Source organism: Aquabacterium sp. (genome assembly GCF_014378415.1).
GTDB lineage: Bacteria > Pseudomonadota > Gammaproteobacteria > Burkholderiales > Burkholderiaceae_C > Aquabacterium.
In genome coordinates this window covers 20,425-41,702 of record NZ_JACMNS010000012.1, presented here as the reverse complement: position 1 = coordinate 41,702, position 21,278 = coordinate 20,425, and the positions used below count along the sequence as shown (strand labels likewise).

General features: G+C 62.1%; 22 protein-coding genes. 4 read left to right on the top strand and 18 right to left on the bottom strand.

The window, feature by feature from the left end:
* Window positions 1–305: 305 nt before the first annotated feature.
* Both ompA and H7225_RS01710 read left to right on the top strand, forming a co-directional pair.
* Entirely contained in the window at window positions 306–944 is a 639-nt protein-coding gene (gene ompA, locus H7225_RS01715; RefSeq protein WP_290658939.1) for an outer membrane protein OmpA, read from the top strand.
* A 175-nt stretch (window positions 945–1,119) separates the two neighbouring features.
* The gene (locus H7225_RS01710; protein ID WP_290658937.1) at window positions 1,120–1,971 is read left to right on the top strand and encodes a hypothetical protein; all 852 of its coding nucleotides are present in this window, start codon (window positions 1,120–1,122) and stop codon (window positions 1,969–1,971) included.
* 31 nt (window positions 1,972–2,002) lie between these two features.
* On the opposite strand, the gene H7225_RS01705 is transcribed toward H7225_RS01710, so the two are convergent.
* Both H7225_RS01705 and H7225_RS01700 read right to left on the bottom strand, forming a co-directional pair.
* Window positions 2,003–3,613 (bottom strand): GMC family oxidoreductase, encoded by a 1,611-nt coding sequence (locus H7225_RS01705; RefSeq protein WP_290658936.1) that lies wholly within the window; start codon window positions 3,611–3,613, stop codon window positions 2,003–2,005.
* On the bottom strand, window positions 3,610–4,146 hold the full coding sequence (locus tag H7225_RS01700; RefSeq protein ID WP_290658934.1) for a hypothetical protein: 537 nt from the start codon (window positions 4,144–4,146) through the stop codon (window positions 3,610–3,612). The genes H7225_RS01705 and H7225_RS01700 overlap by 4 nt, the downstream gene beginning before the upstream one ends.
* A 227-nt stretch (window positions 4,147–4,373) precedes the next feature.
* Between H7225_RS01700 and H7225_RS01695 the strand changes: the two genes are divergently transcribed.
* A complete protein-coding gene (locus tag H7225_RS01695; protein ID WP_290658944.1) occupies window positions 4,374–6,068 on the top strand; it encodes a long-chain-fatty-acid--CoA ligase in 1,695 nt (564 codons plus the stop codon).
* Window positions 6,069–6,089: 21 nt separating this feature from the next.
* Here the strand turns inward: H7225_RS01695 and hemW are convergent, their stop codons facing one another.
* The 5 genes from hemW to H7225_RS01670 are packed head-to-tail and all read right to left on the bottom strand — an operon-like array spanning window position 6,090 to window position 10,654.
* A complete protein-coding gene (hemW, locus tag H7225_RS01690; RefSeq protein WP_366481275.1) occupies window positions 6,090–7,334 on the bottom strand; it encodes a radical SAM family heme chaperone HemW in 1,245 nt (414 codons plus the stop codon).
* 5 nt (window positions 7,335–7,339) lie between these two features.
* Window positions 7,340–7,969, bottom strand: coding sequence for an RdgB/HAM1 family non-canonical purine NTP pyrophosphatase (gene rdgB / locus H7225_RS01685; RefSeq protein WP_290658933.1), 630 nt, complete (start codon window positions 7,967–7,969; stop codon window positions 7,340–7,342).
* A complete protein-coding gene (gene rph, locus H7225_RS01680) occupies window positions 7,966–8,694 on the bottom strand; it encodes a ribonuclease PH (RefSeq protein WP_290658931.1) in 729 nt (242 codons plus the stop codon). The genes rdgB and rph overlap by 4 nt, the downstream gene beginning before the upstream one ends.
* Before the next feature lie 39 nt (window positions 8,695–8,733).
* Complete coding sequence (locus H7225_RS01675; RefSeq protein ID WP_290658929.1) at window positions 8,734–9,678, bottom strand: PP2C family serine/threonine-protein phosphatase; 945 nt, start codon at window positions 9,676–9,678, stop codon at window positions 8,734–8,736.
* Between the two features lie 7 nt (window positions 9,679–9,685).
* Window positions 9,686–10,654 carry a serine/threonine-protein kinase gene (locus H7225_RS01670; RefSeq protein WP_290658927.1) on the bottom strand — a complete coding sequence of 323 codons (969 nt, stop codon included), beginning with the start codon at window positions 10,652–10,654 and terminating at the stop codon, window positions 9,686–9,688.
* Window positions 10,655–10,685: 31 nt separating this feature from the next.
* Between H7225_RS01670 and H7225_RS01665 the strand changes: the two genes are divergently transcribed.
* The gene (locus tag H7225_RS01665; protein WP_290658926.1) at window positions 10,686–11,645 is read left to right on the top strand and encodes a YicC/YloC family endoribonuclease; all 960 of its coding nucleotides are present in this window, start codon (window positions 10,686–10,688) and stop codon (window positions 11,643–11,645) included.
* Window positions 11,646–11,669: 24 nt separating this feature from the next.
* Here the strand turns inward: H7225_RS01665 and H7225_RS01660 are convergent, their stop codons facing one another.
* From H7225_RS01660 to kdpD, 11 genes are all read right to left on the bottom strand, one after another.
* A complete protein-coding gene (locus H7225_RS01660) occupies window positions 11,670–12,938 on the bottom strand; it encodes a type II toxin-antitoxin system HipA family toxin (RefSeq protein WP_290658925.1) in 1,269 nt (422 codons plus the stop codon).
* Window positions 12,939–12,941: 3 nt separating this feature from the next.
* Window positions 12,942–13,436, bottom strand: a complete 495-nt coding sequence (locus tag H7225_RS01655; RefSeq protein WP_290658923.1) for a helix-turn-helix transcriptional regulator — start codon at window positions 13,434–13,436, stop codon at window positions 12,942–12,944.
* A gap of 259 nt (window positions 13,437–13,695) precedes the next feature.
* On the bottom strand, window positions 13,696–14,445 hold the full coding sequence (locus tag H7225_RS01650; protein ID WP_290658942.1) for an MBL fold metallo-hydrolase: 750 nt from the start codon (window positions 14,443–14,445) through the stop codon (window positions 13,696–13,698).
* A gap of 22 nt (window positions 14,446–14,467) precedes the next feature.
* The gene (locus tag H7225_RS01645) at window positions 14,468–15,331 is read right to left on the bottom strand and encodes a TlpA disulfide reductase family protein (protein ID WP_290658921.1); all 864 of its coding nucleotides are present in this window, start codon (window positions 15,329–15,331) and stop codon (window positions 14,468–14,470) included.
* A complete protein-coding gene (locus H7225_RS01640; protein ID WP_290658919.1) occupies window positions 15,328–16,011 on the bottom strand; it encodes a DUF599 domain-containing protein in 684 nt (227 codons plus the stop codon). Before H7225_RS01640 ends, H7225_RS01645 begins: the two co-directional genes overlap by 4 nt.
* Complete coding sequence (locus H7225_RS01635) at window positions 16,008–16,463, bottom strand: YeeE/YedE family protein (RefSeq protein ID WP_290658917.1); 456 nt, start codon at window positions 16,461–16,463, stop codon at window positions 16,008–16,010. Before H7225_RS01635 ends, H7225_RS01640 begins: the two co-directional genes overlap by 4 nt.
* Before the next feature lie 10 nt (window positions 16,464–16,473).
* Complete coding sequence (locus H7225_RS01630; RefSeq protein WP_290658915.1) at window positions 16,474–16,908, bottom strand: YeeE/YedE family protein; 435 nt, start codon at window positions 16,906–16,908, stop codon at window positions 16,474–16,476.
* A 3-nt stretch (window positions 16,909–16,911) separates the two neighbouring features.
* Window positions 16,912–17,232, bottom strand: coding sequence for a metalloregulator ArsR/SmtB family transcription factor (locus H7225_RS01625; RefSeq protein ID WP_290658914.1), 321 nt, complete (start codon window positions 17,230–17,232; stop codon window positions 16,912–16,914).
* An 89-nt stretch (window positions 17,233–17,321) separates the two neighbouring features.
* Window positions 17,322–17,813, bottom strand: coding sequence for a PTS sugar transporter subunit IIA (locus H7225_RS01620; RefSeq protein WP_290658913.1), 492 nt, complete (start codon window positions 17,811–17,813; stop codon window positions 17,322–17,324).
* Window positions 17,814–17,833: 20 nt separating this feature from the next.
* Window positions 17,834–18,526, bottom strand: coding sequence for a response regulator (locus H7225_RS01615; RefSeq protein ID WP_290658911.1), 693 nt, complete (start codon window positions 18,524–18,526; stop codon window positions 17,834–17,836).
* 12 nt (window positions 18,527–18,538) lie between these two features.
* A complete protein-coding gene (kdpD, locus tag H7225_RS01610; protein WP_290658909.1) occupies window positions 18,539–21,262 on the bottom strand; it encodes a two-component system sensor histidine kinase KdpD in 2,724 nt (907 codons plus the stop codon).
* Between the last annotated feature and the right edge of the window lie 16 nt (window positions 21,263–21,278).

Below are 21,278 nucleotides of genomic sequence, written 5' to 3'. Positions count from 1 at the left end.
GTCATGCGAGGCGTTTATCCAGGCGGAAGGTAACTTCGGGATTGTAATTGGCCGATCTTGTCGTTCCCGAGCAACATGTCGCAACGTGTTTCGATGTCTTTGAGCGGATGGCTTGAGTGAAATATTGGCTATGGCACAATCAAATCCGTCCTCCATTAACTAGGGATATCCCTTGTTTTTTGCTTGTCAATGCTTGTGAATGCTTGTCAAGCGATTGACCACCAAGGCCCTGGTAAGAGTTCAGCCATTTCTGCCCGAATGGGCATTCCGCGGCGTTGTGCTGCGTCTATTTTTTGAGGATCTGCATGAACAAACTCAATAACGTTGCGGCTCTGTTCGCCTTGGTCGCCATGTCGGCCTCGATGGGCGCTTCCGCTCAAAATGTCAACAACTGGGTTTCGTCTGACGGCAAGGCCGTGAAGAACGGTACCAGCGAACTGTGCTGGCGCGACAACTTCTGGACGCCTGAGACCGGCATCCAGGGTTGTGACGGCGTGCCTCCTCCTCCTGCCGCTCCGGTGGCTGCTGCCGCTCCTGCACCTGCAGCAGTTTCCGCGCCGGCTGTCGTGCCTGTGCCGGTTCCCGTGACTGAAAAGGTCAGCTTCGCTGCTGATGCCTTCTTCGACTTCGACAAGGCTGTGCTCAAGCCCGAAGGCAAGGCCAAGCTGGACGACCTGACCGACAAGGTCAAGGGTCTGAACCTGGAAGTCATCATCGCCGTGGGTCACACTGACTCCAAGGGCACTGATGCCTACAACCAGAAGCTGTCGGTTCGCCGCGCTGATGCCGTCAAGGAATACCTGACATCCAAGGGTTTCGAAGCCAGCCGCGTCTACACCGAAGGCAAGGGCGAAGCCCAGCCTGTGGCCGACAACAAGACCGACGCCGGCCGTGCCAAGAATCGCCGCGTTGAAATCGAAGTCGTGGGCACCCGCACCAAGTAATTGGTGCTGCCCTGACACCCGATGTCATGCTTAAAACCCCGCTTGTGCGGGGTTTTTTTTCATTGGGCGCTGCTCGATACACCCCATCAGGGGAGCCCATTGGTGTGATTGCCTTGCGGGGTAAAACGCCGCAAACTGCGCGGCACAGGGAGTGTCATTGAATGGAATGGTTCCGATGGATCACGTTCACGTTGACCCCGTTTCCTCCACTTTGTCTCGGCGCGCCACCGTTGCTTTGATGGTGGCCATGGCCTTGGCTGCCATGGTGGGTTTGGTGGCGTGGGGACCGGTAGGTTTGGTGCCGCACATGCACCATTTTGTGGATGAAGGCACGTGGATGGGGGTGCCCAATGGCATCAATGTCCTGAGCCATGTGCCGCTGATCCCGGTCGGTCTTTGGGGCATCTGGCGGGTCAGCCGTTTGCCTTTAAACGAGCCGCTGCGCTGGATTTGGGGGTGGTTTTTCTTGTGCCAGATGCTGGCTACCCTGGGGGGCATGTTCTACCACCTGGCGCCCAGCGATTCGGCCTTCATTTGGGATCAGTTGCCCAAGTCGGCTGCTTGTTCCCTGTTCGCTTTTGCGTTCCTGGCCGAGCGGATTGACCGCCGCTGCGGCGAGTCTCCGGCCATTGCTACCGCGCTGATCGCCTCTTTGCTGGGCGGTATCTGGTGGCTGTACAGCCTGCACCATGACGGCGTGGGTGATCTGCGCCCCTTGATCTGGCTGGAGATGCTGCCCGTGCTGTTGGTGGCCACTGGCGCCTGGACGCTGAGCGGGCACCTCCTATCCCGGCAGGACTGGATGCGTTCGCAGATCAGCTTCGTGGTGGCGCAAACGGTGGACTGGACCGATGGCACCGTGTTCGACCTGACCCACCATGCGATTGGCGGCCATTCCGTGCGCCACCTGGCGCTGGCCGCCTGCGTGGGCTGGGTGGCCTATCGGCTGGGTCAGGAAACCGTGCGCCCCAACAAAACGACCGCCTCGAAGGCGGTCGTTGAACCCAGCACACTGGAAGCCGCGTGATCGTCTGATCAACCGCGGCGCTGGCTGATCATCACGCCAGTACCACGTCCTTGCCGCTGAGGCGCTTGGCCAGTTGCGTGGCCATGCGGTTGACGATGCCGTAGATCGACAACTGCGGGTTGGCACCGATGCTGGTCGGGAAGATCGAACCGTCATGCACCGACAGGTTCTTGAGTTGCCAATGCACGCCATCGGGCTTGACCACGCCTTGTTCCGCCGTCCCGCCCATTTGGCATCCGCCCATGATGTGCGCGCTGCCAGCGCCGGTCAGTTGCGACTTCATGTCGAGCTTCTCGATGCCGGCCTTGGCCTCGGCCCAGCTGGTGTAGTGCGCGGCCTGTTCGTGCAGAGGCAGGACTGATTTGGCGCCGGCCGCGAACTGTATTTCGGCCATCGACAGGAAAGCCCTGCGGAAGCCGTCCAGCACATAGTCGGTCAGGGGGTAGTGCAGCACGGGCGAGCCATCCAGCTTCAGGAACACTTCGCCGCCTGCGGCGTCGGCGTGGAAGCCGTCGCGCACCAGGGCCAGCATCATCTGGGTGTTGGGGTAGTGCTTGAAGCGCTCGGCCAGGGCGGCACCCATGCCGCCCAGGAGCTTGGAGGTCAGCCCGGGGTGGATGGGTGTGGCTTCCAGTTTGTAGCCGATGGGGCCGTCAATGGCCTGCGTGTACAGGAAATGATCAGAGTAAATGGACTGCGGCGCGCCTGCCCAGCCTTCGATTTTCTGTTCGAACACGGCCGATGAAAACGCCACTGGGTGCACGAAGGTGCGCTTGCCCAGCAGGTCATGGGGATCGGGGGCCTTGGAGCGCTTGAGCAGTGCGGGCGAGTTGATCGCGCCGCCCGACACCACATAGTGCTTGGCGGTGATGTGCATGACCTTGTCGTTCACGCGATCGCCATTGATGGTCACGCCGACGCACTGCAGGGACTTGACCTCGCCGTTGTCGATTTCGAACTTCTCGGCACGGGTTTGGTGGAACAGGCGGGCGCCCGCTTCAAGTGCGGCCGGGATGGTGGTCACCAGCATGGATTGCTTGGCGTTGGTGGGGCAGCCCATGCCGCAGGAGCCCAGGTTCCAGCATCCCTTGACATTGCGGGGAATGACGTGGGCCGCGATGCCCAGCTTGGTGGCACCGGTGCGCAGGATTTCGTTGTTGGCGTTGGGCGCGGTTTCCCAGTCGGTCATGTTCAGCCGTTGCTCGGCCTGCGTGAACCACGGCGCCAGGGCTTCAACGTTGAAGTCCTTCAGGCCGAAGTGTTCTTGCCAGTATTTGAGCGTGGTGGGTGGGGTGCGGAAAGAGCTGGTCCAGTTGACCACCGTGGTGCCACCAACGCAGCGCCCCTGCAGCAGGGTGATGCCCTTGTCCAACGTAGCGCGCGTGCCGCCTTCCTGGTAGAGCTGGGCGTAGGCTTCGGACTCTTTTTGATTGAAGTCGGAGCTGGTCTTGAGCGGACCTTCTTCGATCAGCACGACGTCCAGGCCGGCCTTGGTCAGCAGCTCGGCGGTGATGCCGGCGCCAGCGCCTGTGCCGACGATGACGACATCGCAGGTGATCTTTTCGGGCAGGCCCAAAGCGCCATCGGTGGTCTTCCAGCCGCGCTCGATGCCGGCGCGGAACGGGTCAGGCAATTTGCTCATATGTCGAGAGGACCGGGGTAGCCGGTCAGTGCCCAGTTGTCGGGGTTCGTGAAAAAGGCGATGCAGGTGAGGTCGCGCACGGCGTGGTAGCTCAGCATCGTGGTGGGCAGCTTGTGGATGCGCATGCTCTCCAGGGCCGCCGAGATTTCCTCGGTGCTGGCTTTGGCCCAGGCGCTGCTCAAGCCGGTCACCATCAGCCGGGTGGGGGCGTTGGCCAGCAGGCCAAGCAGGGCAGCCAGTTCGCCTTGGGCACTGGAAGGCATGGTCTGGATGACCTGGTTCAGCCGCAGCAACTGGCCTTCAAGCTTGGCCTCGCGGGCGGCGGGATCGGTGGGCAGCATGTCGGCCAGGACCGCGCTGGCCACGGCTTTGAGCACTTCTTTGCCGGAGTCGGTCAAGGTGCCATCGGTGATGCCGCGCTTCCAGAAAACAGCGCCGCCCAGGGCAGCGCCAACGGCGCCCAGGGCGAGGGCTGATTTGAGCAGCCAGCGCCGTTTGGGCGAGCTGGGTTGAGTGGTGTCGTTCTGGGTCATCCGATGATTGTGCCTTGTGGGCTTGCCAGGTCAGCCCCGTGGTTCACCGGCGTTTCCCCGCATTGCGCCGAATCTGACAGCCAGTGTGTGCAAAATTGCCGCGCCTCAAGGGAATACCCTTAACTGACTATGTTGCAAAATGAATGCAGCGTTTCAAGCTGGCGTCTTGGGTGATGTCCAGCGGATGAAATGGTCCTGTTTATCAAGTGAGAGGCTCGCAAATGGAAATGTCTAAACCGTGGTTGGCGCAGTACGAAGCCGGTGTCCCTGCCGAGATCAATCCAGGTGAATACAACTCACTGGTTGATTTGCTGGATCAGGCATTCCGAGAACATGCTCGCCGCGACATCGCCGCATTCATGGAGGTGCGCTGGACGTTTGCGCAGGTCGATGAGATGTCGCGTGCCTTGGCCGCCTGGTTGCAGGCGCAGGGTTTGTCCAAGGGCGCACGCGTGGCCTTGATGATGCCCAACGTACCGCAGTACGTGGTGGCGATTGCCGCCGTGTTGCGCGCCGGTTATGTGGTGGTCAACGTGAATCCGTTGTACACGCCGCGCGAGCTGGAGCACCAGTTGAAGGACTCGGGCGCCGAGGCCATCATCATTTTGGAAAACTTCGCGGTGACCTTGCAGGACGTGATTGCGCGCACATCGGTCAAGCACGTGGTGCTGGCCTCGATGGGCGACATGCTGCCTGGCCTGAAAGGCCCGCTGGTCAACTTCGTGGTGCGCCATGTCAAGAAAATGGTGCCGGCTTTCAGCCTGCCCAATGGCGGCCCCATCAAGGTCACGACCTTCAAAAAGGCGCTGTCGCAAGGTGCCTCAGGCAAGTACACCCGCCCCACCTTGACACCCAACGACGTGGCCTTCCTGCAGTACACAGGCGGAACCACTGGTGTGTCCAAGGGCGCGACGCTCCTGCACAGCAATGTGGTGGCCAACATCCTTCAGAACGAAGCCTGGTTCAAACCCGAGCTGGCCAAGCTGGGCAATCAGCCGCTGGTGGCCGTTTGCGCTTTGCCGCTGTATCACATCTTCTCGCTGACGGTGTGCTACTTCATGGGCGCACGGATGGGCAGCATGAACGTCTTGATCCCCAATCCGCGCGATCTTCCCGGTGTCATCAAGACGCTGGGCAACTACCGTGTCAACCAGTTCCCCGCCGTCAACACGCTGTTCAATGCGCTGGCCAACCACCCCGACTTCGCCAAGCTTGACTTCTCTGGCCTGAAGGTGTCGATGGGCGGCGGCATGGCCGTGCAGCAAGCCACGGCCGAGAAGTGGCGCAAGGTGACGGGTTGTGCCATCGTTGAAGGCTACGGCTTGTCCGAGACCTCCCCAGTGGCCACGGCCAATCGCCTGGACAACACGGACTTCAACGGCTCCATCGGCTATCCGCTGCCATCCACCGAGGTGGCGATCCTGGATGACGACGGCAAGCACTTGGCCTTTGGCGAGCCGGGCGAGATCTGCATTCGTGGTCCGCAGGTGATGGCCGGTTACTGGCAGCGCCCCGATGAAACTGTCAAGGTCATGACGGCCGATGGCTTCTTCCGCACCGGCGACATCGGCGTGATGGATGCCAATGGACAGACCAAGATCGTGGACCGCAAGAAGGACATGATTTTGGTGTCGGGCTTCAACGTGTACCCGACCGAGGTGGAGCAGGTGGTGAGCCTGCACCCTGGCGTGCTGGAATGCGCGGCCGTGGGCGTGCCCGATGAGAAGGCTGGCGAGGCGGTGAAGGTGTTCATCGTGCGCAAGGACCCGACCTTGACCGAAGCATCGGTGGCCGAGTTCTGCAAGGAACAGCTCACCGGCTACAAGCGGCCCAAGTACATCGAGTTCCGCAATGACTTGCCCAAGACCAATGTGGGCAAGATCCTGCGCCGAGAATTGCGCGACGAGAAGAAGGTCTCCTGAGCCTTGGGGCGATGAAGCGGGTCACTCTTCCTGGAGGAAGAGGGCCTGCAAATCGCTCAGGAAGTCGAAGCCCTTTTCGGTGGGCCAGGCGCGTTGAAGATCGCGCGCCAGCAGGCCCTTGGCCTCGGCCTCCTGCATCGCCTGCTGGATCGAGGTGATCGGCAGGCCGGTGCGCTCGGTGAAGCGCGCCAGCTCGAAGCCTTCTTTCAGGCGCAGCGCGTTGAGCATGTATTCGAAAGGGCGCGCCTTCAGGGTGATCTCGGTCTCGTTGGACCAAGCTTTGCCTTGCAGCGCCTGCGTCATGTAGGCCTGCGGTTCGCGCCATCGAACCTGGCGCACCATGCGGTCGGGGAAGCTGATCTTGGAATGCGCACCGGCTCCGATGCCAAGGTAGTCGCCGAACTGCCAATAGTTCAGGTTGTGCACGGCGCGGTGACCTTTGCGCGCATAGGCCGAGATCTCGTAACGCTCCAGACCCGCCAGGCCAGTGGCCTCGATGAGGCGGTCCAGCATGTCGAAGGCGGTGTCTTCGTCCGGCAGGTCCTTGGGGGGCTGCGTGGCGAAGCGCGTGTTGGGCTCCATCGTCAGGTGGTACAGCGACAGGTGCGGGGGCGTGAAGGCCAATGCCTGCTGCAGATCGGCGTCCAGGTCGGCCTGACTCTGGCCGGGCAGGGCGTACATCAGGTCGAGGTTGAAGGTGTCGAAGCAGGCTTGCGCTTCTTCGACGGCGGCGATGGCTTGGGCGCGGTTGTGCACGCGGCCCAAGGCCTTGAGCTTGGCATCGTCGAAGCTCTGCACTCCAATGGACAGGCGGTTCACGCCAGCCTGGCGGAAGGCCTTGAAGCGGTCCTTTTCAAACGTGCCGGGGTTGGCTTCCAACGTGACTTCGCAGTCGGGGTCGTAGGCCAGGCGGGCGCGGATGTCGGCCAGTAGGCGGTCGATCCCTTCGGGCGAGAACAGGCTGGGCGTGCCACCGCCGATGAAGATGCTGTGGATGCGGCGGCCCCAGATTTGGGGCAAGGCGGATTCGAGGTCGGCGCACAGGGCATCCAGGTATTGGGACTCCAGGGCCGGGGACAAGCCTGCTTTGGCGCTGCCCGTGTTGCCGGTTCCGCTTTGAAGCAAGGACAAAGGCACCAAGGGGATCTTGGGTGCCGCGACCTCATGCGAATTGAAATCGCAATAGGGGCACTTCTTCAAGCACCAGGGCAGGTGCACGTACAAAGACAGCGGCGGCAAGGCTTGCAGCGCGCCGGGGCGATGCAAGGTGATCACTTCAGCAGACCCCAGCGGGCGGTCATGAGCTCGCGCAGGCGCTCGCAGGCCAGGGCGCGGTGGCTGACGGTGTTCTTGACCTCGGGGGCCAATTGCGCGGCCGACTGGTTGTACTGCGGCAGCCACAGCAGTGGGTCGTAGCCAAAGCCGTGTTCACCTTGGGGCGCTTCCAGCAGGATGCCTTGCCAGTGGCCTTCGGCGATCAGCGGTTCAGGATCTTCGGCGTGGCGCACCGCGACCAGCAAGCAGGTGAAGTGCGCGCGGCGGTCTGCCTGGCCCTGCATCTGCTTGAGCAAGCAAGCGTTGTTGGCCGGGTCGATCAGCTCGCGGCCTGCGGTGTCTTCGATCTGGCCATGGTCGCAGGCGTAGCGCGCCGAGCGCACACCGGGTGCGCCTTGCAGCGCCTGCACGCACAGGCCCGAGTCATCGGCGATGGCGGGGCCTTGGCCCAGTTGTGCCGCGTGCCGAGCCTTGGCCAGCGCGTTCTCCACGAAGGTCACGTGCGGCTCTTCGGCCTCAGCGATGCCCAGGCTGCCCTGCGTGACCAACTCCAGCCCCAGCGGGCCAATCAGGGCCTGCAGCTCGCGCAGCTTCTTGCCGTTGTTGGAAGCCAGGATCAGTTTCATGGGCGGGCCAGTGCTTCGGATTGCAAGGTGACCAGGCGTTGGATGCCTTGGTCGGCCAGGGCCAGCAGGCTGTCCATCTCGGCGCGCGTGAAGGCCACGCCTTCGGCCGTGCCTTGCACTTCGATGAAGTGGCCGGCGCCCGTCATGACGACGTTCATGTCGGTGTCGCAGTCCACGTCTTCCACGTATTCCAGATCAAGCAGGGGCGTGCCTTGCACGATGCCGACGCTGATGGCGGCCACGGGTTCGCGGATGGGGCTGGCGCTGATCTTGCCTTGTGCCAGCAGCCAGGTGACGGCATCGTGCGCGGCCACGTAGGCGCCAGTGATGGCGGCCGTGCGGGTGCCGCCGTCGGCCTGGAGCACATCGCAATCGAGGTGGATGGTGCGCTCGCCCAGCAGCTTGAGGTCGAACACGGCGCGCAGCGAGCGGCCGATCAGGCGCTGGATCTCTTGGGTGCGGCCGTTCTGTTTGCCGCGTGCGGCCTCGCGGTCATTGCGAGTGTGGGTGGCGCGGGGCAGCATGCCGTATTCGGCCGTGACCCAGCCTTCGCCGCTGCCGCGCTTGTGGGGCGGCACGCGTTCTTCGACCGAGGCGGTGCACAGCACGTGCGTGTCACCAAAGGCGATCAGGACGGAGCCTTCGGCGTGCTTGGTGTAGCGGCGGGTGATGGTGACGGGACGCAAAGCGTCCGCCACACGGTCTTGCGTGCGTAGATAAGCCATGGCAGGCTCCTCGGGAAACTGGCGTGGATAACGCGCCGATTAAGGCTTGTGGCCGCCCCGGGCCGAGCGCTTGATCGCCTCGTTGATCTCGCGGATCGAACGTTCGATTTCAGCCTCGTCCAGGTCGTCGGCATCGACATTGTCGCCGGGACCCATGCCACTGCCCACACTCGCCTGGATGGTGGACGCAAAAACCTGGTCACCGAGGTTGTCGGTCGAGGTGGAGTTGCCGCCCGTGACTTCGTCGTTGCTGGCCGATTCCCACTCCATGGCGATGATGGTGACATTGTCGCACTTGGGCCCCCCATTGCGCAGCGCTTCTTCGACCAGCTCGGGGACGGCGTCGGAAATGGAGCGTGTGGTGAGGTGGCGGGTGATGACTTCATCATCGACCGTGCCCCACAGGCCGTCGGAGCACAACAGGATGCGGTCGCCCTCTTGCAGCAGCAGCGGGCCGGCGGTGTCGACCACCGGTTTGCCGGGGCTGCCCAGGCAAGTGAACAGCACGTTGCGGTTGTAGCGGTCGTTCAGCGGCACCACCGAGTTCAGGGTTTGCTGCAACTCGGAATAAGAATGGTCGCGCGTGCGGGCGATGAGTTTGTCGCCGCGCACGAAGTACAGGCGCGAGTCGCCGCAGTGGGCCCAGTAGGCCGCGTTGCCCTGCATGATGCAGGCGACGATGGTGGTGCGGGGCGTGTCGATCAGGCCCTTTTCACTGGCGTAGCGCAGCAACTGGTGGTGGCCGGCCATGACGGCATCTTGCAAAAAGCGCAGCGGATCAGTCAGCGTGGGGCGGGCATCGCGCTGGTAAAGCGCGGCCATGGTTTGCAGGGCCAGTTGCGAGGCGACTTCGCCTTCGGGGTGGCCGCCCATGCCATCTGCCAAGGCAAACAGGCCGGAATCCCGCGTGTAGCAATAGCCCATGCGGTCTTCATTTTTCTCGCGGCCGCCCTTGCGGCTGATCTGGTAGACGGAGAATCTCATGCCGGTCTCATGCTTTCGCACCTGATTTGAGGTTTTCAAGCTGGAGCTTGACGCGTTCGGAGAATGTCAGCTTGGAGTAGCGTCGTTCAGTTTCACGGGCCAGCTCCTTCTGTAGCGCGAACACGCTTTGCGGGCGCGCCAGCGGGTCGAGCGACATGCACCACTCGGTCACTTCCAGCAGATTATCTGAATACACGTTCCGCAGCCTCGACAGCGATAGGTTCAAACGGTCTTTTTCGAGGCGTTGGGGCGCATCGTTGGGGGGGTACCCCTGCATGCAGGCATAAATGCACGCGCCGATGGCGTAGATGTCGGTCCAGGGGCCCAGCGAACCATCGCGGCGGTACATCTCGGGCGCGGCAAAGCCGGGCGTGTACATGGGGCGGATGAAATTGCCCTCTTTGGACAACACCTCGCGCGCGGCCCCGAAATCGAGCAAAACCGCCTTGTTTTCATTGGTGACGAAGACGTTGGCCGGCTTGATGTCCAGGTGCAGCATCTTGTGCTGGTGGACGATGCGCAACCCGCGCAGCATTTCGTCAAACAGCGAACGGATGGTCGACTCGCGGAAGACCTTGTCGCGCTTCAAATCGCGCGCGGTGACGATGAAATCCTGCAAGGTATCTCCTTGCAAGTAATTCATCACCATGTAAACGGTTTCGTTTTCGCGGAAGAAATTCAACACCGACACCACACTGGGGTGCGAAATCTGCGCGAGCGAGCGACCTTCTTCAAAAAAGCTTTTCAGGCCCAAACGGTACAGCGGCTGCTTGTCGGGTTTGACGCGTGGGATCAGCTCTCCCAGAGCGCGGTCGGCCAGGGACGAGGGCAGGTATTCCTTGAGCGCCACGAGCCGGTGTTCGGGGTCTTCGGCGAGGTAAACCACACCGAAACCGCCGGCAGCCAGTTTCTTGACGACCTGGTAACCCCCCACGACGGTGCCTGACGGCAACGGGGCAGGTTTTTGCTTTGACATAATCGGGTTTTGGCTCTGGTGTCAAGTATCTATGTCAGTCTACTCCATGACCGGCTTTGCCAGCGCGGTCGCGTCGGTTCCGGAACACAGCGGCGAAGCCTCTGATGATGCGGATTCGTCCAGCACAACGCGCTCGGCGGCGAACACGGCGACCAAGCCTCCAACCGGTGGGGTCGGGGCCGAGTTGCGCTCGGTCAACAGCCGGTTCCTCGACTTGAGCTTCAAGCTGTCTGACGAGTTCCGCGCCCTTGAGCCGGCCTTGCGCGATTTGCTGACAGCTTCATTTCGGCGCGGCAAGATCGAACTGAAGATGCAACCGCAAAGGCCGGTCGAAACGGCTTGGCCGCAACCGCAGGCCGACCAGTTGCACAGCCTGGCTCGCCTGGAGGGCATGGTGCAGAACTGGCTGCCCAAGGCCACACCGCTGTCGGTCAACGAAATCATGAACTGGTGCCGCACCGCTGGGCCGATCGCCAAGCTGGAAGAGGTGGCCCTGGAGGCGGCCCGCCAGAGCATCGAGGGCCTGCTGGAGGCGCGCCAGCGCGAGGGCAAGCGCCTGGTGGCCATCCTGGTGGAGCGGCTCAATGGCCTGAAGGCCCTGGCCGAGCAGGCGACGCCCCTGGTGCCCCAAGCCGTGCAGCGCCAGCAGGAACGTTTCGTGCAGCGCTACAAAGAGGCGCTGGAGGCCGTGGGTGGCAGCATCACCGAAGAGGCGGCGCAGGAGCGCGCCTTGGGTGAGGCGGCGGCTTATGCCCTGCGCATTGATGTCGATGAGGAGCTGACGCGCCTGAAGGCTCACCTGGACGAGATTGCGCGCCTGCTTAAAAAGGGCGGCGAGGTGGGCAAGCGCCTGGATTTCCTGATCCAGGAGCTGCACCGCGAGGCCAACACTTTGGGTTCCAAGGCTGCGGCGCTGGAGTTGACCCAGATCTCGGTTGAGATGAAGGTGCTGATCGAGCAAATGCGAGAGCAGGTGCAGAACATTGAGTGAGGTATCAACGTGGGCCTGGGCAGGCTAACCTGCAAGCCTGAATGCGGAGGCCATGCGCGCTTGCTCCCGGGCGGGGATGCCCAAACGGTCGGCAATCGTCGGCCACTGTTTCACGACCGCTTGGCTGCGCTCGATGATCACCTTGGCAGTCCTCGCATTGACGCGGAAGTAGGGCGCCACGGAGTCGGCCAGGTCGAGGTCCATGGCGTTGTCTGCTTCGCTGATGTTGAGTTTCAATCCGCATGAGCCAGGCACGGGATTCATGTCGTAGGCCTCGGACAAGCGCCAACCTTTGCCAGGCATCAGGATGAAGCCGTGGTTACGCAGGTGATCGTCCGTGTTGGAGACCAGGAGGTTGAAGACGATGCGCGACCACAGTTCTTGCAAATCAGCATTGGTCTGCGCACCCTGGTTGATCAGCACGCGGGCGATTTCCAGGTAGCTGGCGCCCGTCGATCCGTCATCGCCATCCTGATGGCCGGTGAGTGTCATCGCAGAGGCGAAGTGCAGCCGTCGTCCGCTTGCTGTGCGGTCGAACCGCTTCACCAAAAATGTGTGGTGCGAGTTTGCGAAACGGCGAGCCAAACTGTCAGGCACCCGCAATTGGCACGCACGCGCCAGCGTGTGCACCACCAACTCCCATGCGCCCACATCATGTTCGTCGCGCACGCTGGGGAACTTGGCGATCCACAAGTGGCCGTTCGGATCGGCCACGCTGGCTTTGGGACGCGCTCCGCCGAGCGAGCCGCCCGGCGCAAGCAGCATGCGCAGCCAGTCGTCACCGCCTGCGGCTGTGTTGGTTTCATCGCGCTCCAGCGCAAGGCTGGCCGCTTCCAGCTCTCGCAACTGGAGGAACGGTGGCGCAGCCACACCGTGTTGGTTGTCGAGGAAGTCGCCCGCATCATCGAGCCTCAAGCGCAGCGCGCCGGCACGAAAGGCGTCGTGCACGCCCAGCAGGTAGTCTGATTCGTGGAGCCTGACCGTCTTGCCGATTCGCCCCGCCCGCTGCTCTCGTTCCAGTCGGCGGCGCATGAGCACACGCCCCCAGCGGTCGGGGCTGGCATCGGCAAAAACACCGAAGGTTTCATGGCCTTGGGGGGGGTGCTGCCGCCCCTCGAAGAGGCCAAGGCGGGGATCCAGTTGCAAGCTCAGCACACCCGGATGCGCAAGTGCCGCCTTGTCGAATGCGAACTCAAAGAGTTCACGGCCAGCGCCGCGTTGGGCATGCAGCACGCCCAGACGAAGCGGCGTGGGCAGCCCGTCCCAATCGGCATAGACGGCGATGGTGGCCATCGGTCAGCGTCGCCTCGTCGGCAGGGGTGCCGGGGGATGGATCAACCCGGCGAGCGTTTCAGAGTCAGTGAAACCGTTTTGTTCCCGCCAGCTTGGCACGTTTTCGGTGGGCTTCAATGGCTTCTTGATGGCCTTGCTTGGTGCTTGCGGCTTGTCCGCTGCCGCATTGCGTTGCGCCGATGGCAACGCGTCATCACGGATGGGGTGCGTGCGTTTCGCCTGCGAGGAGCGGGCGGGCAACCGGGCATCTTGCAATTCGCGTCCCTGTGGATCTGCTTTGCCCAACTGGCCAAGATCGTCCTCGATGCCAAGCACTTGCATGACGGACAGGTAAGCCCCCATCGTCACGCCTGAGCTGCCGCGCTCCAGGCTGCGCAGGGTCATCGGCGACATGCCAGCCCGCTCGGCCACCTGTTTGGCCGACAGGCGCCGCCGTTGCCGCGCGAGGCGCAGTCGATCACCGAACTGGCGCAGCAGCTCTTCAGTGGACGGCAGCAAGGGGGCGATTTTTTTGGCCATGTCGCCATTATTTTAGCTTTTTAGGCTACCAATGCATGGATTATTTCCACTCTTTGGCAATGGTGCTCTACGCCATGAGGAGCACCATTCATCGTCATCGACCCACAGGCTGGCGTGCAAATCGATTTTCCGTCGCACCGCGTTCAGATCGAAGCCACCGAGGCCACGCCGACGAACTGGGCGACGCGATCCAAGAGGTGGCGCGGATGACCCGCGTCGCAGCAGCGCCTTGGGTTTTTCATCCTTGTCGGCTCTCGGTCATGCTGTGGCAGTACGCCGCCATCTGCTCAGGAAGATCTTGGGGGCAGACACCGCACAAGCGGTTGCCGGGGACCGCATGGTCGATGAACTTGGGATAGGGCAAATTCAAACTGCCCATGAGCGCCTCGAATTCAGCCAACGTCTTTGTTTCGCCCAACCGGGGGTTGCGTTGCTTCTCCTGGCCGATGGAGGACACGCAGCGATGTTGGTAGTCATGGGCGGGGTAGACCAGGTGGTCATCCGGCAGGGCGAAGAGCTTTTCCCTGACGCTGCGATACAAGGCTTTGGCATCGCCATTTTGAAAATCAGTGCGCCCGCATCCTTCGATCAACAGGGCATCGCCGGTCAGCACCCTGTCTGCGATCACATAGGAAAAATGGCCGTCGGTATGACCCGGCGTGTGCAATGGCTGGAGCACGAGGGCGCCGACCTGCAAGGGCGTGCCCTCCGTGATGCCGAGGTCCACACATGGCAGCCGATCCATGGCTGGCGCCGCAATCTTGCTGCCCACGCGCTGTTTCAGGTGCAGCGCCGCCGTGATGTGGTCGGCATGGATGTGGGTGTCAACCGTGTAGGCCAGCGATAAACCCAGTTTCTGCAGCTCCGCCAGGTCCCGGTCGATGGCGTTGACGACCGGATCAACCAGGATGGCCTGGCCTGTGGTTTCGCAGCCGAGCAAGTACGTGTAGGTGCTCGACAGGGGTTCAAACAGCTGGCGAAATATCATGTGATCTCCTTTAACACCAACCTCATGGGGTGGTGGCAGATACCGAGGGCGGCGAGGATGGTGAAGGTGCGGCAGGGGCAAAGCGCGCACCGTCGATACCGCGGGCGAGCGTGGCTTTCGAAAGCGCCCCCAGGTGAGTCGACACCAACTTGCCTTGAGCATCGATGAACAGCGTCGTGGGAAGGCCCATTGAGTCAAATGCGGCGCCGACTTGCGTTGCCTTGTCCAGCAGCACGTTTCTGAGCGGCAAATGTTGCGCCTGCAAAAAGAGCGTGACGGCTTGCTCGTCCTCGCCTTGGTTGATGAACACAAAGTTCACCCCAGGGTGCTCGGTCTGGGCCTGGTGCAACAGCGGCATCTCGCGCCGACACGGTGGACACCAGGTGGCCCACAGGTTGATGACGATGGGCTTGCCTGTGAAGCTGCGCAATGCGGTATTGCCGCCGCCCAGCGCAGGCAGGTCGAGCGCAGGCAGTCGTGCCGGGTTGGAGGCGCTGCTCCAAAGCCAGATGGCACCGGCCGTCCCGATCACGAATGTGGTGGCCAGACCGGCGGCCAGTGACCTTCGCAAGGCGGGTTGTCGCTTGGCGAGTGCCAGGGCATACAAGCAACTCGCTGCCAGTCCGACCGCCGGGTTCCAGCCACCGTCGCGAATGTCGAGGATGGTCAACGGTTCCTGCCAATAGGCATGACGCCATGTCCACACGAACGCCAGCCGTGCGACCAGCAATCCCAGCAGCAGCATGCGCAGGAGCGCGGGCTCGGGATCGAGCCCGCTGCGGCGGCTTGTCAACTTGCCCGCCCAAAGGCCCAAGCCTGCGGCCAAGGCCAGCAGCAGTGGGCCAATCGGCATGGCCAGAGGCCCTAGTTGCAAGCTGCCGTTCATGGCTTGTCCGAATTTTTTCGATGCAAAAGCGGCTCGTACTCTTGCGGCCCCGCTCGGTCAAACCACAACAACAGACTGACGACGATGACGGCGGCCACTGGACCGGCCAAGGGGCTGAGCATGGATGCGAGGATCGGTCCGGTCATGATGAGGTAACGCAGCCCCCAGCTGTAAAGCAGTCCTGCGCGCCGCACATAGCGCCGGCCCGCTTCAGCCCAACGTTTTCGGGCGTCTGATTCGACTGGCATGCCCACGATGAAGCCAACATGGTTGTAGTAACGCACGGCCGACACGCAAGCGACCAACGACGCAAAGAGCAGGGCCAATAGAACAAGCTCCAGCGCGAGTTGAACTGAAAACACAGGCCGGGCCGCCTCAGACGCGATGAACCTGTCTTGAAGCGAGGGTGCTGTCAGCGAGACCATGCCCATCAAGGCCAACGCGGCGGTCGATGCGGTCATCGTCGCCGACATCACCGAGTTGCGCAAGGTTTGAACAGCCAGGATTTCGCTGCCGCTTTGCAGCGAGACTGCGTCAAACCAGGCCTCACGCAAGGTGGCGTGGGCGCTTCGGGCCAGACGCTCGGGCTGCTGCCGTTGGGCCATCACACCGACCAGTTCGTAAATGGCCAGGAGGGCCAATGTCGCGGCGGCCAGCCACCAAGTTTGCAGGCCGTTCATGACGATACCCCACTCGTTTCTTCTCGCCGCGAAGGCCGACTCTTGCGACGCTCAAACAGTTCGAATGCGCCCATTCCAACCAGCATGGCGGCGACAAACACAAACGCTTTGATCATCCCCATGCCAACGGCCACCAGCGCTGGACCAGGGCAAAAACCTGCCAAGCCCCACCCGATGCCAAAAAGCAGGCTGCCGCCAACGAGCCGACGGTCTATGTGGCGCGCCGTGGGCAGCCGCATCGTGGCGCCCAGGAGCGACAGCGTGCGCTTGCTTGCCAGGACGAACGCCATGGCCGCAACGGATACGGCGCCTGCCATCACCAATCCGAGTGAAGGGTCCCAGGCCCCGGCCAGATCGAGGAAGCCGAGGACTTTGGTGGGGTTGGCCATCCCGGAAACAAGGAGGCCCAGCCCGAACAAAAGGCCGGCAAGCAGCGAAGTCAAGGTGGTCATGGAAATCCTCTCAAAGCCTCAGCAGGTGGCGAAGCACAAACACGGTCGCAAAGCCGGCACCCATGAAGCAGCCCGTCGCCACGATGGACCGAGGCGACAGCCTTGACAGCCCGCAGACGCCATGCCCGCTGGTGCAGCCCGAGCCATAGCGCGTGCCGATCCCGACGAGCAGGCCTGCGATGGTCAACCAGCCGTATCCCGTGTCAATGTTGGGCTTGGGCAGTTCGGCGAACCAGGCATAGACCAGCGGAGAGCCGACCAGCCCGAGCACAAAGGCGATTCGCCAAAGCACATCACCTGGTGTCGGCGCGAGCAGGCCCCCGAGCACACCGCTGATGCCAGCGATGCGTCCGTTCAACAGCGCAAACATGGCCACGGCCAGGCCGATGAGCACGCCTCCGGTCAAGGAGGTCCACGGCGTGAAGGCGTTCCAGTCAACAGACATGGCTTACTCCTGTGGGCAATAGAGGCGGTACAACAGCGCGAGGATGTCGAGCAAGGCAGGGTCTGCGACGCTGTAAAAGATTTGCTTGCCGTCTCGGCGTGTGGCAACCACGCCTTGGGTCCGCAGAACACGGAGTTGCTGCGACAAGGTGGGCTGGCGGATGTCGAGTTGCGCTTCAAGCTCACTGACACAGCGCTCGCCTTGCGAGAGTTGGCACAGCAGGAGCAGACGGTCTTCGTTGGCCAACACCTTCAGTGCGCTGACAGCTCGACTGGCCGCGCCGCGCAGCAGGTTGGGGTCGATGGCTGTGGCGATTGCAAGCATGAGTCAATATATCAATAAATATAATGTATGTAAATAGATTGTTGCGGGTCTGAGCGTCAGCCTGGACATTGAGTAAGGCTTGACCTTCGCTAAAGATCGTCGGTCGCCATGTGTGCGATCGCGACCTGGAACAACGCTTGCGCTGCGGCGGCACTCGGCGCGGTGTCCAACCCACGGCGGAAGTCGCGGTCAGAAAAGAGCCTGACGACCAGGGAAAGCAAACGAAGGTGATCGTCTTTGTCACCATCCAGCGGCACGATGATGGCCAGCAGGTCGGACACGGGTCTGCCGTCTGGCGCCAGAAAGTCGAGGCCTCGCTTCGTGCGGATGAACAGCGTCAAAGGGCGTTCGATCCCGCCTATCCTGGCGTGGGGGATGGCGAAGCCATCGCCGAGTGCTGTCGATGCGGCTTGCTCGCGCCGTGACAGGGCTCTGAAAATGGCCCCAGTATCAAGTCCGTGCGCTTGACCGACCGACTCCGCGATGAACTTGAGCGCGTCGGCTTGGTCTCGCACATCGACATCAAGCAAAATTTTCTGGGGCTGCAACCAGTTCTTAACTTTCGTCATGCTGTTCACCATTGGGGCATCCTGATTCAATCTCAAGGTACGAACCTGTACCCAACGCCGGTCTCGGTGATCAGGTATCGGGGCCGGGACGGGTCGATTTCAATTTTCTTGCGCAACTGGACCATGTAAACGCGAAGGTAGTGGGTGTCCTGGCTGTGGTTGGCGCCCCATACCGCCGTCAATACCTGGCGATGCGTCAGCACACAGTGGGGATGACTCGTGAGGTGCGTGAGCAATCTGTATTCGTTCGGGGTCAGATGCACTGATTGACCCGCACGTTCCACCGTTCGGCGCACCAGGTCAATTTTGACATCTGAGAATTCGATCACGGTGCTGCCATCGGTCATGCCGCTTGTCCGACGCCGCAAGTGCGCGCGCACACGGGCCACCAATTCAACGGCGCTGAACGGCTTGACCAGATAGTCATCCGCGCCCGCATCCAAGGCACCGACCTTGTCAAGCTCGGCGGTGCGCGCGGAAAGCACCAGGACCGGGACATCCGACCAGGCCCGCAGATCGCGAATCAGGTCCAGGCCATCGCCATCAGGCAGGCCCAGATCCAGCACCACCAAATCCGGCCTGCGGGTTCCAGCCTCAATCAATCCGCGCTCAACGGTGCCCGCCTCGTGCACCTCGAACCCTTCTCGCTCCAATGCAAGGCGCACGAAGCGCCGGATCTTCTCTTCGTCCTCGATCAACAGAACCTTGGGTGTCGGCTCGCTCATGGAATAGCCCTCTCAAACATCATTGATGCCTTCAATGTCGTCGATGGATGGCGGTGTGCCACGTTGCAGCTCGATGGTGAATCGAGCGCCTCCTTGGGCTCGCGTTTCGCCATGGATGGCGCCGCCGTGGGCTTCGACGATGGCGCGGCAGATGGCCAATCCAAGGCCCACCCCTGGCGTCGCACCTTCTTTGTTGCCACGCTCGAACATCTCAAAAATGGTGGCTTCGCGCCCCTTGGGCAAGCCAGGGCCTTCATCGGACACCGTGAGTTGAACGCTGTCGCTGGATGACGACGCGCTGATCGCAATCGGGCTGCCAGGCGGGGTGTACTTGACCGCGTTTTCCAGCAAATTGCACAGCACCCGCTCAAACAACACAGCGTCAATGTTCAGCAATGGCAGGTCGTCGGGCAAATCCACCCGGACGCGCCGAGGTTCAAGCGCGCCCATCATTGATCGCAGCGCGCTGCCGACGACTTCTTCCAGAGGCTGCCATTGCAAGTTCAGATGGACTTGGCCGGATTGAAGGCGCGCCATGTCGAGCAGATTGTTGACCTGCGCGTTCATCCGCAAAGCCGACTCGCGGATCGAGACCAGCATCTCGCCCTGCGGATCGCCCGGCGCGCGGCTCAAAGCCAAGGTGTCGGCCATGCCCACCAGTGCCGCCAGCGGTGTACGCAGGTCATGCGAAATGGCCGCCAGCAAGGAGTGTCGAAGCCGTTCTGATTCCATCTGCACGGTGGTGCTTTGAGCCACATTGACATAGTGCACCCGCTCAAGTGAAATCGCCAACAGCGAGGCGCAGGTATCGAGCAAGCGGCGTTGCTCTGGGCCCAGCAGGCGTTCAGGATTTTTGGGCTCCAGGACCACGATCCCCCGAACGCGCATGGGCGCCTTGAGTGGGACGTAAAGCAAAGGGGAGCCAGGCAGGGTGTCAGTGCCATAGCCCGCGGTTTCGGCATGGTCGAAAGCCCATTGCGCGATGCCCAGGTCGATGCCGTTTGGCAGGTCGGGTTGCGGCAAAGCGGGCATCACCCGGTCGTTCAGATCGCTGACCATGAGCGCTGACCTGGACTCAAACTCAGAGCGCAGAAACCGGCCAGCAATCTCGGCAATCTGCTCTGCCATCAAGGCGCCGGACAGATCCCTGGACATTTTGTACAAAGCGCTCACCCGCTCTTCACGGAGCGTGGCCACGCGGGCCTGAAACTTCAGGCCCGCGGTCAGTTGTCCGATCACCAGGGCCACGATCAGCATGACCGCGAAAGTCAACAAATACTGCGCATCACTGACGCTGAAAGCATAGCGAGGCGCCACATAGAAGAAGTCGAAGGCCCCGACGCTCATGAAGGCGGCCATCACGGCGGGGCCCCGTCCGAATCTGACAGCAACAAAGACGACCGCCAGCAAGAAAAGCATGACGATGTTGGCCGTGTCAAGCAAAAAATGGAGGGGCGCCATCAGCAGTGTCACGAGCGCACAGGCGGCCGCGCTCCACAGGTAAGGGCGCCAACGCTTGGGGAGCATGGCCGCCTCGTCTTTGTTGCCCTCTGCCAGGTTTGGCTTTCGGCTGCCCCGCTCATTGCTGCCTCGCTCATTGGCTGGCAGCGCGATTTGAATCAAGTCTAAGTCAACGGCCAGCGCACCTACCGCGTCGGCAAGGATGGGGCGCCAATGCTGCGCTTTTCGGGCGGTGTCGCGCCCCAACACGACCCGGGACAAATTGTGATCGTGCGCGTACTTGGCAATGGTTTTGGCCAATGCATGGCCTGCCAGCGTGGCCGTGGTCGCACCGGCATCCTCGGCAAGCTTCAGTGCCCGAAGGATTCGGTGCCGGGTGGCATCGGGAAGCCGCTGAAGCTTGGGCGTTTCAACATAGATGCAGTGCCAGGGCACACCCAATTGCGCCGCCATGCGGGCGGCTCCTCTCACCAGTTTTTCTGATCGCTCGTCGGGGCCGATGCACACCAGCAAAGACTCGCGTGTTTGCCATACAGGTGCCACTGACAAGGTGCTGCGGTACTGCAGCATGTCGTCATCCACCCTGTCGGCGGTGCGGCGAAGTGCCAGCTCCCGCAACGCGATGAGGTTGCCTTTGCGAAAGAAGTTGCGCACTGCGCGCTCGGCCTGCTGTGGCAGGTATACCTTGCCTTCCTTCAGGCGTTTGAGCAGTTCCTCGGGCGGCAAGTCGACGATGACGACCTCGTCTGTTTCGTCAAAGACGCGGTCGGGCACCGTTTCCCAGACCCGGATGCCCGTGATGCCGGTGACGACATCGTTCAGGCTTTCCAGATGCTGCACGTTCATGGTCGACCACACGTCGATCCCAGCGTTCAGCAGCTCTTCCACATCCTGCCAACGCTTGGGATGACGCGAACCGGGGGCATTGGAATGTGCCAACTCGTCAACCAGGATGAGCTGGGGCTTTCGCGTCAATGCGCCATCCAGATCGAACTCCTTGAGGGTTCGGTCTCTGTGAAGAACCTCTTTGAGGGGGAGCCGATCCAAGCCCTCTACCAGGGCCTCGGTTTCTGCCCGGCCATGGGTCTCGATGACGCCGATGAGGACGCCCACGCCTTGCTGCTTGAAACTGCGCGCAGCCGACAACATGGCGTAAGTTTTGCCAACGCCCGCAGAGGCGCCAAAGAATATCTTCAGCTTGCCCCTTTGCGCCCGCGCTTGCGCCTGCTTCAAGCGCGCCAGCAGGTGGTCTGGGTTTGGGCGTGTGTCAGTCATTGGCATTTATTTTCAC

Bases quoted from the DNA above. Each gene is read 5' to 3' on its own strand.
- ompA (WP_290658939.1), top strand. From the start codon at position 306: ATGAACAAACTCAATAACGTTGCGGCTCTGTTCGCCTTGGTCGCCATG.
- H7225_RS01710 (WP_290658937.1), top strand. From the start codon at position 1,120: ATGGATCACGTTCACGTTGACCCCGTTTCCTCCACTTTGTCTCGGCGC.
- H7225_RS01705 (WP_290658936.1), bottom strand. From the start codon at position 3,613: ATGAGCAAATTGCCTGACCCGTTCCGCGCCGGCATCGAGCGCGGCTGG.
- H7225_RS01700 (WP_290658934.1), bottom strand. From the start codon at position 4,146: ATGACCCAGAACGACACCACTCAACCCAGCTCGCCCAAACGGCGCTGG.
- H7225_RS01695 (WP_290658944.1), top strand. From the start codon at position 4,374: ATGTCTAAACCGTGGTTGGCGCAGTACGAAGCCGGTGTCCCTGCCGAG.
- rdgB (WP_290658933.1), bottom strand. From the start codon at position 7,969: ATGAAACTGATCCTGGCTTCCAACAACGGCAAGAAGCTGCGCGAGCTG.
- rph (WP_290658931.1), bottom strand. From the start codon at position 8,694: ATGGCTTATCTACGCACGCAAGACCGTGTGGCGGACGCTTTGCGTCCC.
- H7225_RS01675 (WP_290658929.1), bottom strand. From the start codon at position 9,678: ATGAGATTCTCCGTCTACCAGATCAGCCGCAAGGGCGGCCGCGAGAAA.
- H7225_RS01670 (WP_290658927.1), bottom strand. From the start codon at position 10,654: ATGTCAAAGCAAAAACCTGCCCCGTTGCCGTCAGGCACCGTCGTGGGG.
- H7225_RS01665 (WP_290658926.1), top strand. From the start codon at position 10,686: ATGTCAGTCTACTCCATGACCGGCTTTGCCAGCGCGGTCGCGTCGGTT.
- H7225_RS01660 (WP_290658925.1), bottom strand. From the start codon at position 12,938: ATGGCCACCATCGCCGTCTATGCCGATTGGGACGGGCTGCCCACGCCG.
- H7225_RS01650 (WP_290658942.1), bottom strand. From the start codon at position 14,445: ATGATATTTCGCCAGCTGTTTGAACCCCTGTCGAGCACCTACACGTAC.
- H7225_RS01645 (WP_290658921.1), bottom strand. From the start codon at position 15,331: ATGAACGGCAGCTTGCAACTAGGGCCTCTGGCCATGCCGATTGGCCCA.
- H7225_RS01640 (WP_290658919.1), bottom strand. From the start codon at position 16,011: ATGAACGGCCTGCAAACTTGGTGGCTGGCCGCCGCGACATTGGCCCTC.
- H7225_RS01635 (WP_290658917.1), bottom strand. From the start codon at position 16,463: ATGACCACCTTGACTTCGCTGCTTGCCGGCCTTTTGTTCGGGCTGGGC.
- H7225_RS01630 (WP_290658915.1), bottom strand. From the start codon at position 16,908: ATGTCTGTTGACTGGAACGCCTTCACGCCGTGGACCTCCTTGACCGGA.
- H7225_RS01625 (WP_290658914.1), bottom strand. From the start codon at position 17,232: ATGCTTGCAATCGCCACAGCCATCGACCCCAACCTGCTGCGCGGCGCG.
- H7225_RS01620 (WP_290658913.1), bottom strand. From the start codon at position 17,813: ATGGTGAACAGCATGACGAAAGTTAAGAACTGGTTGCAGCCCCAGAAA.
- H7225_RS01615 (WP_290658911.1), bottom strand. From the start codon at position 18,526: ATGAGCGAGCCGACACCCAAGGTTCTGTTGATCGAGGACGAAGAGAAG.
- kdpD (WP_290658909.1), bottom strand. From the start codon at position 21,262: ATGACTGACACACGCCCAAACCCAGACCACCTGCTGGCGCGCTTGAAG.